The 13,430-nt window shown below is 62.0% G+C and carries 12 protein-coding genes; all 12 read left to right on the forward strand.

The features are described 5' to 3' along the window. Nucleotides 1-357: 357 nt before the first annotated feature. A complete protein-coding gene (gene arnC / locus GDV60_RS13600; RefSeq protein WP_029291673.1) occupies nucleotides 358-1,392 on the forward strand; it encodes an undecaprenyl-phosphate 4-deoxy-4-formamido-L-arabinose transferase in 1,035 nt (344 codons plus the stop codon). After that, on the forward strand, nucleotides 1,389-3,392 hold the full coding sequence (gene arnA / locus GDV60_RS13605; protein ID WP_159907670.1) for a bifunctional UDP-4-amino-4-deoxy-L-arabinose formyltransferase/UDP-glucuronic acid oxidase ArnA: 2,004 nt from the start codon (nucleotides 1,389-1,391) through the stop codon (nucleotides 3,390-3,392). Before arnC ends, arnA begins: the two co-directional genes overlap by 4 nt. Next, complete coding sequence (gene arnD / locus GDV60_RS13610) at nucleotides 3,389-4,276, forward strand: 4-deoxy-4-formamido-L-arabinose-phosphoundecaprenol deformylase (protein WP_371923828.1); 888 nt, start codon at nucleotides 3,389-3,391, stop codon at nucleotides 4,274-4,276. The genes arnA and arnD overlap by 4 nt, the downstream gene beginning before the upstream one ends. Further along, complete coding sequence (arnT, locus tag GDV60_RS13615) at nucleotides 4,273-5,928, forward strand: lipid IV(A) 4-amino-4-deoxy-L-arabinosyltransferase (protein ID WP_159907674.1); 1,656 nt, start codon at nucleotides 4,273-4,275, stop codon at nucleotides 5,926-5,928. The genes arnD and arnT overlap by 4 nt, the downstream gene beginning before the upstream one ends. Continuing rightward, on the forward strand, nucleotides 5,925-6,272 hold the full coding sequence (gene arnE / locus GDV60_RS13620; RefSeq protein WP_104912395.1) for a 4-amino-4-deoxy-L-arabinose-phosphoundecaprenol flippase subunit ArnE: 348 nt from the start codon (nucleotides 5,925-5,927) through the stop codon (nucleotides 6,270-6,272). Before arnT ends, arnE begins: the two co-directional genes overlap by 4 nt. Continuing rightward, a complete protein-coding gene (gene arnF / locus GDV60_RS13625) occupies nucleotides 6,269-6,682 on the forward strand; it encodes a 4-amino-4-deoxy-L-arabinose-phosphoundecaprenol flippase subunit ArnF (protein WP_070994844.1) in 414 nt (137 codons plus the stop codon). The genes arnE and arnF overlap by 4 nt, the downstream gene beginning before the upstream one ends. Further along, nucleotides 6,679-8,052, forward strand: coding sequence for a UDP-glucose 6-dehydrogenase (locus GDV60_RS13630; RefSeq protein ID WP_029291660.1), 1,374 nt, complete (start codon nucleotides 6,679-6,681; stop codon nucleotides 8,050-8,052). The genes arnF and GDV60_RS13630 overlap by 4 nt, the downstream gene beginning before the upstream one ends. Before the next feature lie 12 nt (nucleotides 8,053-8,064). After that, complete coding sequence (locus GDV60_RS13635) at nucleotides 8,065-9,660, forward strand: glycosyltransferase family 39 protein (protein WP_159909235.1); 1,596 nt, start codon at nucleotides 8,065-8,067, stop codon at nucleotides 9,658-9,660. A gap of 156 nt (nucleotides 9,661-9,816) precedes the next feature. Further along, nucleotides 9,817-10,035 (forward strand): type VI secretion system contractile sheath small subunit, encoded by a 219-nt coding sequence (locus GDV60_RS13640; protein ID WP_133714315.1) that lies wholly within the window; start codon nucleotides 9,817-9,819, stop codon nucleotides 10,033-10,035. 224 nt (nucleotides 10,036-10,259) lie between these two features. Beyond that, nucleotides 10,260-10,964: an HPP family protein gene (locus tag GDV60_RS13645; RefSeq protein WP_029291657.1), complete on the forward strand. Its 705-nt coding sequence runs from the start codon at nucleotides 10,260-10,262 to the stop codon at nucleotides 10,962-10,964. 158 nt (nucleotides 10,965-11,122) lie between these two features. Further along, nucleotides 11,123-12,229: an enoyl-CoA hydratase/isomerase family protein gene (locus GDV60_RS13650; RefSeq protein WP_159907677.1), complete on the forward strand. Its 1,107-nt coding sequence runs from the start codon at nucleotides 11,123-11,125 to the stop codon at nucleotides 12,227-12,229. Nucleotides 12,230-12,232: 3 nt separating this feature from the next. After that, nucleotides 12,233-13,384, forward strand: a complete 1,152-nt coding sequence (locus GDV60_RS13655) for an acyl-CoA dehydrogenase family protein (protein WP_029291653.1) — start codon at nucleotides 12,233-12,235, stop codon at nucleotides 13,382-13,384. The last annotated feature ends 46 nt before the right edge of the window (nucleotides 13,385-13,430 follow it).

Here is a 13,430-nt window from a genome sequence, read left to right on the forward strand (position 1 = left end):
TCACCGTACATACGCACTAAAGCACTTACAGACTGGGACTACAGCGCAAACAGTTATCGTTTGTCTGGGTTCTTTATTGTCTAGCTGAACACTCGCTGTCTGCCCAACAAATAAACGAGTTTTTCATCCGCCTTTCATATTCGCTGGACACATTTGCGCTTAATCTTGGCCGCAGTACTTGGGGCAAACCGCGTTTTGCTGACTAACCCTTTGATAATGCTTTACCTTTGGTCGTTATGGGCTTTACTCAGGATGGCTATGCACACGGCTGTTTTTTATTCAGTTGCCCGCACTTTCATCCGCTGTTTGTTGTCATCTCTACGCTTGAAGTTGCTCTAAAACCGAGGTCATGAATCTTTGAAACCCTACCCTATTCATTGCGTGTCGATCGTTATCCCGGTCTACAACGAAGAACAGAGCCTGCCCGAACTGTTGCGCCGTACCCGTGCTGCGTGTGAGCAGTTGGCCTACGAATACGAAATCATCCTGGTGGACGACGGCAGCCGCGACAGTTCCGCGCAATTGCTGGAAGACGCCGCAGGCGAACCAGGCAGCCACGTGGTGGCCGTGATCCTGAACCGCAACTACGGCCAGCATGCGGCAATCATGGCCGGTTTCGAGCAATGCCGGGGCGAGGTGGTGATTACCCTCGACGCCGACCTGCAAAACCCGCCCGAAGAGATCCCACGCCTGGTCGAGCAAGCTGCCTTGGGCTACGACGTGGTTGCCACCGTGCGCAACAACCGCCAGGACTCGGCCTTCCGCCGCTGGCCTTCGCGCCTGATCAACCTGGCCGTGCAACGCTCCACCGGCGTGGCCATGAGCGATTACGGCTGCATGCTGCGCGCTTACCGGCGCACCATTGTCGACGCCATGCTCGCCTGCCGTGAGCGCAGCACCTTTATCCCGATCCTGGCCAACGGTTTTGCGCGCCACACCACCGAGATCCCGGTGCACCACGCCGAGCGCGAACACGGCGAATCCAAGTACAGCGCCATGCGCCTGATCAGCCTGATGTTCGACTTGCTGACCTGCATGACCACCACGCCCCTGCGCCTGCTGTCCATCGTCGGCTTCAGCCTGGCGGCCCTGGGCATGCTGTTTGCGTTCGCCCTGATCGTCATGCGCCTGGCCTTTGGTGCCGATTGGGCCGGTGATGGCCTGTTCGTGCTGTTCGCCGTGCTGTTTGTGTTTACCGGCGGCCAGTTCATCGGCATGGGCCTGTTGGGCGAGTACCTGGGGCGCATGTACAGCGATGTGCGCGCGCGCCCACGCTTCTTTATTGAAAAGGTGCTGCGCAACGAGCCAGCAGCGCCCGCGCCGGTGGTCATCGTCGATGGCCTGCCCTCTTCCCAGCCTTCCACTTCACCTTCCAATCAGGTTCCGTCATGAGTTCAAAAGCTGTTGTCTTCGCTTACCACGACATTGGCTGTGCAGGCATTGAAGCCCTGCTCGCTGCGGGTTACGACATTGCTGCAGTGTTCACCCATGCCGACGACCCCAAGGAAAACACCTTCTACGGCTCGGTCGCCCAGTTGTGCGCACGCCACGGCATCCCGGTGCACGCGCCGGAAGACGCCAACCACCCCCTGTGGGTCGAGCGTGTCGCCAAGCTGAACCCGGATTTCATCTTCTCGTTCTACTACCGCAACCTGCTGGGCGAGGCACTGCTGGCCACCGCGCGCCAGGGCGCATTCAACCTGCACGGCTCCCTGCTGCCCAAGTACCGTGGCCGCGCGCCGGCCAACTGGGTGCTGGTCAACGGTGAAACCGAAACCGGCGTGACCCTGCACCGCATGGTCAAGCGTGCCGATGCCGGCGCGATCCTCGCCCAGCAAAAGGTCATGATCGAGCGCAGCGACACCGGCCTGACGCTCCACGCCAAGTTGCGCGAGGCCGCCACCCAGCTGCTGCGTGATGCGCTGCCGCAACTGGCCAAGGGCACGTTGAGCGAAACTGCCCAGGACGAAAGCCAGGCCACCTGCTTCGGCCGCCGCACCGCGGCAGACGGCAAGCTGGTGTGGAGCAAGCCTGCTGAGACGCTGTACAACCTGGTACGCGCCGTGACCCAGCCCTACCCCGGCGCCTTCTGTGCCGTGGGCGAGCACAAGCTGATCGTGTGGCAAGCCGAGGTGGTCAAGGGCAACGAAGGCCAGGCACCCGGCCGCGTGATCAGCGTCAACCCGCTGCGCATTGCCTGCGGTGAAGACTCCCTGGTGATCAACTACGGCCAGCGCAACGACCACGGCCTGTACCTCACAGGCCCGGCCCTGGCCGATGAGCTGGGGCTGGTGGATGGCTCGGTGCTGCGTGGCGCCGAGTCGGGCCGCAAGCCACGGCGGACCCGTGTGCTGATCCTGGGTGTCAACGGTTTTATCGGCAACCACCTGTCCGAGCGGCTGTTGCGCGATGATCGCTACGAAGTCTACGGCCTGGATATTGGCTCTGACGCTATCGAACGCCTGCGCAGCCACCCCAACTTCCATTATGTGGAAGGCGATATCAGCATTCACTCCGAGTGGATCGAGTACCACATCAAGAAGTGCGACGTGGTCCTGCCGCTGGTGGCCATCGCCACGCCAATCGAATACACCCGTAACCCGTTGCGCGTGTTCGAGCTGGATTTCGAAGAAAACCTCAAGCTGGTGCGCTACTGCGTCAAGTACAACAAGCGCGTGATCTTCCCATCGACCTCCGAAGTCTATGGCATGTGCCAGGACCAGAATTTTGACGAAGACACCTCCAACCTGGTGGTGGGGCCGATCAACAAGCAGCGCTGGATCTACTCGGTATCCAAGCAACTGCTGGACCGGGTGATCTGGGCCTATGGCGCCAAGGGCCTGAATTTCACCCTGTTCCGCCCGTTCAACTGGATGGGCCCGCGCCTGGATCGCCTGGACTCGGCGCGTATCGGCAGCTCCCGGGCGATCACCCAGTTGATCCTCAACCTGGTGGAAGGTACGCCGATCCGCCTGTTTGACGGTGGCGAGCAAAAACGCTGCTTCACCGATATCGCCGACGGCATCGAGGCCCTGGCGCGGATCATCGACAACGATAACGACGCGTGCAACGGCCAGATCATCAACATCGGCAACCCGGACAACGAAGCCAGCATCCGCCAGTTGGGCGAAGAGCTGCTGCGCCAGTTCGAGGCCCACCCGCTGCGTGGCAACTTCCCACCGTTCGCCGGCTTTCGCGAAGTGGAGAGCAAGGCGTTCTACGGCGCCGGGTATCAGGACGTGGCGCACCGCAAGCCAAGCATTGCCAACGCCAAGCGCCTGCTTAACTGGGAGCCGAGCGTGGAAATGAGCGAAACCATCGGCAACACCCTGGATTTCTTCCTGCGTGAAGCGATGCTGGAAATCGCCCAGTCCAGCGAAGCAGGCAAATAATGAAGGCAGGTCTGCGCATTGACGTCGACACCTACCGAGGCACCCGTGATGGGGTGCCAAGGTTGCTGGAGTTGCTGGATGAGGCCGGCATCAAGGCGACGTTTTTCTTCAGTGTCGGCCCGGACAATATGGGCCGGCATCTGTGGCGCCTGATCCGCCCGCAGTTCCTGTGGAAGATGCTGCGCTCCAACGCGGCCGGGCTGTACGGCTGGGACATCCTGCTGGCCGGCACCGCCTGGCCGGGCAAGCCGATTGGCCGCGACCTGGGGCACTTGATGCGCCAGGCCAGAGCCGCCGGGCACGAAGTGGGCCTGCACGCCTGGGATCACCATGGCTGGCAGGCCAATGCCGGCCGTTGGAGCAACGCGCAACTGGTGGAACAGATGCGCCGTGGGCTCGACACCCTGAGCGACATTCTTGGCCAGCCCGTGGACTGTTCCGCCGCCGCCGGCTGGCGCGCCGACGAGCGTGTGGTGCAGGCCAAACAAGGCTTTGGCCTGCGCTACAACAGCGATTGTCGCGGCAGCAGCGTGTTTCGCCCGACGCTCGCCGACGGCAGTGCCGGCACCCCACAGATCCCGGTGGACTTGCCGACCTTCGACGAAGTGGTCGGGCCACAGGTTGCGGCCAAGGACTTCAACGGCTTCATTCTTGATCGGTTCACCGAATCGACACTCAACGTCTATACGATCCACGCAGAAGTAGAAGGGATTCTGATGGCCAATGAATTTCGCCAGTTGCTTGCCCAGGCACGGCAGCGCGGCATTCAATTCCAGCCCTTGGGCAACTTGTTGCCGGCCGATCCGGCGAGCCTGCCCCAGGCGCATCTGACACGCGGCGTACTCGGCGGCCGCGAAGGCTGGCTGGGAGTGCAAAAGGCATGATCCGACGTTGGGCGCTGCCCTTGCTCCTGTTGGTCTTCGGCCTGTGTTACCTGTTGCCGATGGCCACCCATGGCCTGTGGATTCCGGATGAAAGCCGCTACGCGCAGATCAGCCAGGAAATGCTGCTGACGGGCAAATGGGCGTCCCCGCACTTTATGGGCCTGCGTTACTTCGAAAAACCGGCGGCCGGTTACTGGATGATCGCCCTGGGCCAGGCCGTGTTCGGGCAGAACCTGTTCGGTGTGCGGGTGGCCTCGGCGCTGGCCACGGGCTTGAGCATCCTGTTGGTGTACTTCATGGCCCGGCGCCTGTGGAACGATCCACGCAAGAGCCTGGCCAGCGCTGTGCTGTACATGAGTTTTGTCAGCGTGGCGATGTCTGGTGGCTACGCTAACCTCGACCCGCAGTTCAGCTTCTGGGTCAACCTCAGCGGCGTGGCGCTGTGGCTATGTATCGACAGCCACGGCCGGCGCGCGCGCCTGGGCGCCTGGGCATTGCTGGGACTGGCCTGCGCCATGGGCTTCATGACCAAGGGCTTTTTGGCGTGGCTGCTGCCGGTGCTAGTCGCCCTGCCCTACATGGTCTGGCAAAAACGCTTTCGTGAGTTGCTGACCTATGGCGTGGTCGCGGTGGTGGTGGCAATTGTGGTCAGCCTGCCTTGGGCGCTGATGGTGCATGCCCAGGAACCGGACTACTGGAACTTCTTTTTCTGGCACGAACACATCCAGCGTTTTGCCGGTGAAGATGCCCAGCACGAAGAGGCCTGGTGGTACTACTTGCCGTTGCTGGCCGCGTTCAGCCTACCGTGGCTGGCGCTGTTGCCCTCCACCCTGAAGCAGGCGTGGCAACAAAAGCGTACGTACAAGACCGGCTTCCTATTGTTGTGGCTGCTGATGCCCCTGGCGTTTTTCAGCCTGAGCAAGGGCAAGCTGCCGGCTTACATCCTGCCGTGCCTGCTGCCTTTGGCATTGCTGATGGGCAACACCCTGGCGGACAAACTGGCCCAGGCCCGTGGCCGAGTGTTGCAAATCAACGGCGGGCTCAACCTGATCCTTGGCGTACTGGGCCTGCTGGCCATCGTGTATTTCCAGTTGAAGAAGCCGATTTTTGCCCACCAGCAGGAACTGCTGAGCCTGGTGCTGGTGTTTATCGTGCTGTTGGGCTGGATCATCGCCAACCTGCTACAGGTGGCACGCCCGTTGCGCCTGTGGGCGGCGCCTGCCCTGGGCAGCTGGTTGCTGGTGGCCCTGGTGCCGGCGGCGTTGCCGCACTCGGTGGTTTATAACAAGACCCCGGACCAGTTCATCATTGACCACGTCGAAGAGCTGGCAGGCACCCAACGCTTGCTGAGCAACGACCTGGGCGCCGCCTCGTCCCTGGCGTGGCGGCTCAAGCGCCCGGACGTGACGCTGTACGACACTCTGGGCGAAGTCAAATATGGCCTTGCCTACGCCGATGCGGCCAATCGCCGGGTCGACACCACGCAAGTCCAGCAATGGATGACCGAGGCCCGCAAACAGGGCTCGGTGGGCGTGGTGATGCGCGTCAAGGGCGAGAGTGAAGTACGCGAGGTCGAGTTGCTGCCCAAAGATGGCAAACGCTACGAGCAAGGCAACATGGTGATCCTGGTATTCCCACAGGTGGCGCCTTGATCACCCTGCTGCTGCTTCTGGCCGCGTGCCTGCTGACCTGCATGGGCCAGATCGCCCAAAAGTATGCCGTCGAAGGCTGGCGCGACCAGCCCGCGGGCTGGGCCTTGAAACTGCGCTCGCCCTGGCTGTGGCTGGCCCTGTTGTGTCTGGGCCTGGGCCTGCTGGTGTGGCTGCTGGTACTGCAACGCCTGGAGGTGGGGATTGCCTACCCGATGCTCAGCCTGAACTTTGTCTTGATTACCCTGGTGGCGCGCTTTGTGTTCCATGAGCCGGTGGATCGCCGCCACTGGTTTGGCGTGGCCCTGGTGATGGCGGGTGTGCTGTTGCTGGGGGGCCAGGTATGAGCCGGTTACGTGGTTTTACCTTGGCGTTATCCAGCGTCGCGCTGGTGAGCGCTGCCCAGTTGGGCATGCGCTGGAGCATGACGCGCCTGCCCTTGCCCGCCGACTGGCTCACGGCACTCGGTAACGCCACGGTGGATCCGCTGGCGTTGGGCGTAGTGATCATGGCGATTGTTGCCTATGCGCTGTCGATGCTCTGCTGGCTCGGCGCACTGCAGTACTTGCCCCTGGGGCGCGCCTATTCGTTGCTGAGTATCAGCTACGTGCTGGTGTACCTGTTGGCAGCCAGCCTGCCGGGCTTCAACGAACCCTTTTCCCTGTCGCGAACCTTGGGGGTGGCACTGGTCATCCTCGGCGTCCTGACAATCAACTCCCGTCGTATCGGCAACACAAGCCCCAGGAATGCCCCATGAAAATCAGCGTATTTGGTAGTGGTTACGTTGGCCTGGTACAGGCCACCGTATTGGCCGAGGTCGGTCACGATGTGATCTGCATGGACGTTGACGAAAACAAGGTGCGCCTGCTGCAACAGGGCCATGTGAGCATTTTCGAGCCGGGGCTTGCCAGCCTGGTGCGGGAAAACCTGGAAAACGGCCGGTTGACCTTTACCAGCCAGGAAAAACTCGCGGTCGAGCATGGTGAAGTGCTGTTTATTGCGGTCGGCACACCCTCGGACGAGGACGGCTCGGCCGATTTGAAGTACGTGCTGTCGGTGGGCGATGCGGTGGCCCGTCATCGCGTCGAACCGGTGATCCTGGTGGAGAAGTCCACGGTCCCGGTGGGTACCGGCGACACCTTGCGCGCGCACATCGACAAGGCGTTGGCCGGGCGCAGCCTGGTGTTCGATATCGTCTCCAACCCGGAATTCCTCAAGGAAGGCTCTGCCGTGGCCGACTGCCGCCGCCCCGACCGGATCATCATCGGCTGCGAGCGCGAAGAGGTGCGCGAGGTAATGCGCGACTTGTACGCGCCGTTCAACCGCAACCATGACCGCATCATCTTCATGGATGTGCGTAGTGCCGAGCTGACCAAATACGCCGCCAACTGCATGCTGGCCACGAAAATCAGCTTTATCAACCAGATCGCCGAACTGGCCGAGCACCTGGGCGCCGATATCGAGTCGGTGCGCCTGGGCATCGGTGCCGATTCGCGGATCGGCTACCACTTTATCTACCCTGGCTGCGGCTACGGTGGCTCGTGCTTCCCCAAGGACATGCGCGCGCTGATCCACAGCGCCCGCCAAGCCAATTGCTCGAGTGATTTGCTCGAAGCGGTGGAAGCCATCAACCAGCGGCAGAAAAGCAAACTGTTCGAACGGATCCGCGCGTTCTACAAAGGCGACCTGCGCGGCAAGACCTTCGCCTTGTGGGGCCTGGCGTTCAAGCCCAACACCGACGACATGCGCGACGCACCGAGCCGGGTGCTGATGGAGTCGCTATGGGCCGCCGGCGCCAACGTGCGGGCCTTCGACCCCGAGGCCATGCAGGAAACCCAGAGGCTATACGGCGATGACCCGCGCCTGATGCTGATGGGCACCCCGGAATCAACCCTGGGCGGGGCCGACGCCTTGATCATCTGCACCGAGTGGCAGCAATTCAAGGCGCCGGACTTCGACCTGCTGCACGCACGCCTCAAGGCACCGGTGATCTTTGACGGGCGCAACCTGTATGACGCCGAGCGCCTGGCGCGCAAGGGCTTCCATTACTTCCCCATGGGCCGTGGGCAATCCTGCGACCTGCCGATCCCCCAGCAACAGTGGCTGCCACGGTTGCTGGAGGCCTGAGGCGTGGACAACATGCTCGGCGCAACCTTGCGCCGCCAGTCCTGGGGTATAGGGCTGCTGGCGCTGCTGCTGTTTATCGCCGGCAACTGGGACCATGCAATTATCGGTTTCGACTCGCGCTTTGTGCTGTTCGCCCAGGAAATGCTGCGCCATGGGCCGGGATTTTTCCCCTCGACCTATGGCCAGCCGTATGCCGACTACCTGTCGACCTCAACCTTGTTGACCTGGCTGTTGTCGCTGCCCCTGGGGCGCGTCACCAGCCTCAGCGCCTGGCTGCCGACGGCCATTGCGTCGGCAGTGATCGTCGCCCTGGTCTACCGCCTGACCGCGCCCTACTCGCGGCGCTGGGCGTTGCTGAGTGTTGCGTTGCTGTTGCTGAGCAGTACGTTTATCAGCGAAACCCGCTCGGTGTCCCTGGACCAGATGTTGGCGGCGGTGACGCTGGCAGTGTTTTACCTGGGCTACGCCCACGATCACTTCGCCAGCCCCCGGCGCCTGCCGTGGCTATTGCTCCTGTTATTGCTCGGCTTTGCGATTCGCGGGCCCATCGGCCTGGTGATCCCTGCCGGCGTGTTGTGCAGCTTTTACCTGCTCAATCGCCAGTGGCGCCCGTTGTTCAGCTTCGGCCTGCTGGCCCTGGCGTTGCTGGTGGCCTGCATAGGGTTGCTGTTGTTGCTGGCCAAGGTCAGTGGCGGCGAGGCCTTTATGCAGGACGTGATCCGCATGCAGTTCCTCGGGCGCATGGATGGCCGCGAAGGATCAAGCAGCGTGTTGTATTACTTCACCAGCTCCCTGGGCAACTACGCCCTGGCATACCCGTTGGCCCTGCTGGCGCTGCTTGCGGTGCTGCTCAATGGCCGGCGTATGTCTGACAGTGGTTGGCAGTTGCTGCTGGGCTGTACGGCGGCGGGCTTGATCGTGATGCTCGGCCTGTCGATCCCCGAGGCGAAGAAAGCCCGCTATCTGTTGCCCATGATGCCCATGGTGGCGATCATCGCCGCGTACCCGTTCCATCCGGCAGATGGCCGTCTGTTCAAGGCGCTGCGAGGCTTGATGCTGGCGTTATGGGCAGTGAGCCCGGGGCTGTTGATGGGGGCGCTAGTGGTGGCGCGCCATCGCTTTGGTGCGCAGTTGGAGCATTTCCAGGGCGTGGTTGGCCTGTTGATTGGCTTGCAGGTCGTTGTCGCCGGGATGCTCCTCAAGTGGCACTGGCGCCCGGTCGGGCCGGCGTTTTGCGCGGTGCTGGCGGTGTGGAGCGTATATATCCTGGTGGTCGAACCCCTGGAACGGCGCCTGTATGACACCCGCACCTTTGCCCGCGAGGCTCATGCCCTCATCCGGCAGCACCCGGCGCCCCTGGTATTGCATGGCCTGGGTAAAGACGCCAAGGCCATCAAATTCATGGTCAATGTGGAATGTGACCGGGTGCCATTGTTCACCCAAGCCCCTGGCGACCTGGCAGCAGTGCCGGTGCCTGCATGGCTGGTGATGGACAAGGCGGATTTCATGCGTCTGGGCGAGCCACGCTGGCATGGCATGACGCCGGTTCTCACAGGGCAGTTCGATAAAAATACCTATGTGTTGCTGCATCTGGGTACGGGTGACTGAGTGGGGGGCTTTTATCAAGAAAGCTCCTACGTTTGTATCCGTAAATACCGGTAGCGGCGCCTCTACCGGCCCTATGACCCCAGCGTTACACTCGCTGCACATTGCGCTATTTAGTTACCGCCTGCGTTCAAAAACACCCCTCAGAGGACCGCTGCCGTGCCTGACGAGTCATTGCCTATCGAGCCGGTACACGTCGGCTATATCCCCCTGCCCACCCTGGCTCGGCTAATGGGGCTGCGCGACGCCCTTGTCGCCCTCAAGGGGCCCTTGGCCAGCGACCCACGGTTGCGGGAGAGCGTGCAGCAGTCGCTGAACAGCAGCGCCAACCACGACCGCGTACTGGGCAAGGTGAGCCCGGGGCTTGAGCGGTTTTGATGCAAAATTACTGCACTTAAGCTGCATTAATATGCATTGGCGACAGTTTTGTTTGAACGGCACACTGCGCCGGTTCCTCCCCCAAATGTTGGAACTTTCGAAGGGCTTTGCGGCAAACCGCAAAGCCCTTTTTTTGCCCGATGTCACTCAGTTCTGCACAAACCTGCAGGTGTAGCTGAGCGGCATTGTTTTGTGATCGCCTTTCAAGATTGGACTGCCCCGCAATGCTCGCTCGCTGGTTACCCGCTGCCATCAACACCCGCCCCGCCGAATGGAGCCGTGCCGCCATCGGCATGGCCCTGGGCACTCTATTGACCGTATGGCTCTGCTCCCAGGTGTATGGCCTGGAAGTGGCCATGCACCTGTTGGGCCCGCTGGGCGCCTCCGCCGTGCTGTTATTTGCCGTGTCATCGGGTGCCCTCGCCCAACCGTGGTCGATCATTGGCAGCTACCTGTGCGCCACTGTGGTGGCTTTGCTGGTGGCCCGCGTATTGGGGCGCACCCTGGGCAGCGCCTGCCTCGCAGCAGGCATGGCCTTGATCCTGATGTGCTGGCTGCGCTGCCTGCACCCGCCTTCGGGGGGCCTGGCGATGACCCTGGTGCTGGCGGACCCGGCCACCATCGCCCTGGGCTGGCAGGAAGTCGCGCCGGTCATGTTGGGCGCCGCCACGTTGTTGCTCTCGGCCCTGGCCTATAACAACCTGACGCGCACCCGCTACCCCAAGGGCCCAGCCGAAGCGCCGGTCATGGTGCCGTCTGCGGCGCCGCAGGTAGATCCAAAAATCACCGCTGTGGACCTGGAGCAAGCGCTGGCGCAAATGGAGCAGTTTTTCGACGTCACCCCCACTGAGCTCGAAGAGCTGATCCATATCGCCGAAGACCACGCTCGCCGCCGCAGCATTGGCCAAGTACTGGCCAGTCGGGTCTAAGCACGCCTGCCCTGGTTTTTTATCGAACACCCCCTGCATAAATGCAAAGATGACCTGCAGGATTCCGGGTTGTACTGGGCAAATTTGCACTGGTACGATCCGGTGATGGTTCGCCCGCGAACATTTTGATAAAGAACAATAAAAGCAGGGAGTTACAGATGACTGCTCAGGCTCAGTCCCAGGCGACATGCATCACCGAGTCCCCCCAGGACAGCGTCCTGGCCGAGGTACGCAACCATATCGGCCACCTGACCCTCAACCGCCCCGCCGGCCTCAACGCCATCACTCTGGACATGGTCCGCAGCCTGTCGGCGCATTTGCACGCCTGGGCCGCTGATCCCCAGGTGCACGCGGTGGTTCTGCGCGGCGCCGGTGAAAAGGCCTTCTGCGCCGGGGGCGATATCCGCTCGCTGTACGACAGTTTCAAGAGCGGCGACACGCTGCATGAAGACTTCTTCGTCGAAGAATACGCCCTCGACCTGGCCATTCATCACTACCGCAAACCGGTCCTTGCCCTGATGGACGGCTTTGTCCTGGGCGGTGGCATGGGCCTGGTCCAGGGGGCCGACCTGCGGGTGGTGACCGAGCGCAGTCGCCTGGCCATGCCGGAAGTGGCCATCGGTTATTTCCCGGATGTAGGCGGCAGCTATTTCCTGCCGCGCATTCCCGGTGAGCTGGGGATTTACCTGGGCGTGACCGGGGTGCAGATCCGCGCCGCCGACGCCCTGTATTGCGGGCTCGCCGACTGGTACCTGGACAGCGCCAGGTTGGCCGAACTGGATCAGAAACTCGACCACCTGCAGTGGCAAGACTCACCGCTCAAGGATCTGCAAGGCCTGCTGGCCAAGCTTGCGGTGCAACAACTGCCGGATGCGCCGCTGGCGGCCCTGCGCCCGGCCATCGATCACTTCTTTGCCCAGCCGGACGTGCCGAGCATTGTCGAGCAGTTGCAGCAAGTGACCGTCGCCGACAGCCATGAATGGGCCGTGACTACCGCCCAGTTGATGCAGACTCGCTCGCCCTTGGCCATGGCCGTCACCCTGCAGATGCTGCGACGTGGCCGGCACCTGGCGCTGGAGGACTGCTTTGCTCTGGAACTGCACCTGGACCGCCAGTGGTTTGCCCGTGGCGACCTGATCGAAGGCGTGCGTGCGCTGTTGATCGACAAGGACAAATCCCCGCGCTGGAACCCGCCAACGTTAGCGGCACTGGACCAGAGCCACGTCGACAGCTTCTTCCAAGACTTCGCAAAGAGCGGGAGATAACTCATGCAAGATATTGAATTTACAGAAGAACAGGTAATGATTCGCGACATGGCGCGCGACTTTGCCCGCGGTGAAATCGCCCCCCATGCCCAGGCCTGGGAGAAAGCCGGCTGGATCGATGACGCCCTGGTGGCCAAGATGGGTGAACTGGGCCTGCTGGGTATGGTGGTGCCGGAAGAATGGGGTGGCACCTACGTCGACTACGTGGCCTACGCCTTGGCCGTGGAGGAAATTTCTGCGGGTGACGGTGCGGTAGGCGCGCTGATGAGTATCCATAATTCAGTGGGTTGCGGCCCTATCCTCAACTACGGCACACCCGCACAGAAAGAGACCTGGCTGGCCGAACTCGCCAGTGGCCAGGCCATCGGTTGCTTCTGCCTGACCGAACCCCAGGCCGGTTCCGAAGCCCACAACCTGCGCACCCGCGCCGAACTGCGCGATGGCCAGTGGGTGATCAACGGCGCCAAACAGTTTGTCAGCAACGGCAAGCGCGCCAAGTTGGCAATCGTGTTTGCGGTCACCGACCCGGAGTTGGGCAAGAAAGGTATTTCGGCGTTCCTGGTGCCCACTGATACGCCCGGCTTTACCGTGGACCGCACGGAACACAAGATGGGCATCCGCGCCTCCGACACCTGCGCGGTGACCCTCAACCAGTGCAGCATCCCCGAAGCCAACCTGCTGGGCGAACGCGGCAAGGGCCTGGCCATTGCCCTCTCCAACCTGGAAGGTGGGCGCATCGGCATCGCCGCCCAGGCCCTGGGCATCGCTCGCGCGGCCTTTGAAGCCGCGTTGGCCTACGCCCGTGACCGGGTGCAGTTTGACAAGGCCATTATTGAGCACCAGAGCGTGGCCAACCTGCTGGCCGACATGCAGACCCGCCTCAATGCCGCGCGCCTGCTGATCCTCCATGCCGCCCGTTTGCGCAGTGCCGGCAAGCCGTGCCTGTCCGAAGCGTCCCAGGCCAAGCTGTTCGCTTCGGAAATGGCCGAGAAGGTCTGTTCTTCGGCCATGCAGATCCATGGTGGCTATGGCTACCTGGAAGACTACCCGGTGGAACGCTACTACCGCGATGCGCGGATCACCCAGATCTATGAGGGAACCAGTGAGATCCAACGGCTGGTGATTGCCCGGGAATTGAAGAACTATCAGATCTGATCAAAAGTGATGATTGTTCTCTTGATCGAGAACAATCATCAAATAC

It is taken from the genome of Pseudomonas sp. DTU12.1, assembly GCF_009873475.1.
Lineage (GTDB): Bacteria > Pseudomonadota > Gammaproteobacteria > Pseudomonadales > Pseudomonadaceae > Aquipseudomonas > Aquipseudomonas proteolytica.

Bases quoted from the DNA above. Each gene is read 5' to 3' on its own strand.
- GDV60_RS13650 (WP_159907677.1), top strand. From the start codon at position 11,123: ATGACTGCTCAGGCTCAGTCCCAGGCGACATGCATCACCGAGTCCCCC.
- arnF (WP_070994844.1), top strand. From the start codon at position 6,269: ATGAGCCGGTTACGTGGTTTTACCTTGGCGTTATCCAGCGTCGCGCTG.
- GDV60_RS13655 (WP_029291653.1), top strand. From the start codon at position 12,233: ATGCAAGATATTGAATTTACAGAAGAACAGGTAATGATTCGCGACATG.
- GDV60_RS13645 (WP_029291657.1), top strand. From the start codon at position 10,260: ATGCTCGCTCGCTGGTTACCCGCTGCCATCAACACCCGCCCCGCCGAA.
- arnA (WP_159907670.1), top strand. From the start codon at position 1,389: ATGAGTTCAAAAGCTGTTGTCTTCGCTTACCACGACATTGGCTGTGCA.
- GDV60_RS13630 (WP_029291660.1), top strand. From the start codon at position 6,679: ATGAAAATCAGCGTATTTGGTAGTGGTTACGTTGGCCTGGTACAGGCC.
- arnT (WP_159907674.1), top strand. From the start codon at position 4,273: ATGATCCGACGTTGGGCGCTGCCCTTGCTCCTGTTGGTCTTCGGCCTG.
- GDV60_RS13635 (WP_159909235.1), top strand. From the start codon at position 8,065: ATGCTCGGCGCAACCTTGCGCCGCCAGTCCTGGGGTATAGGGCTGCTG.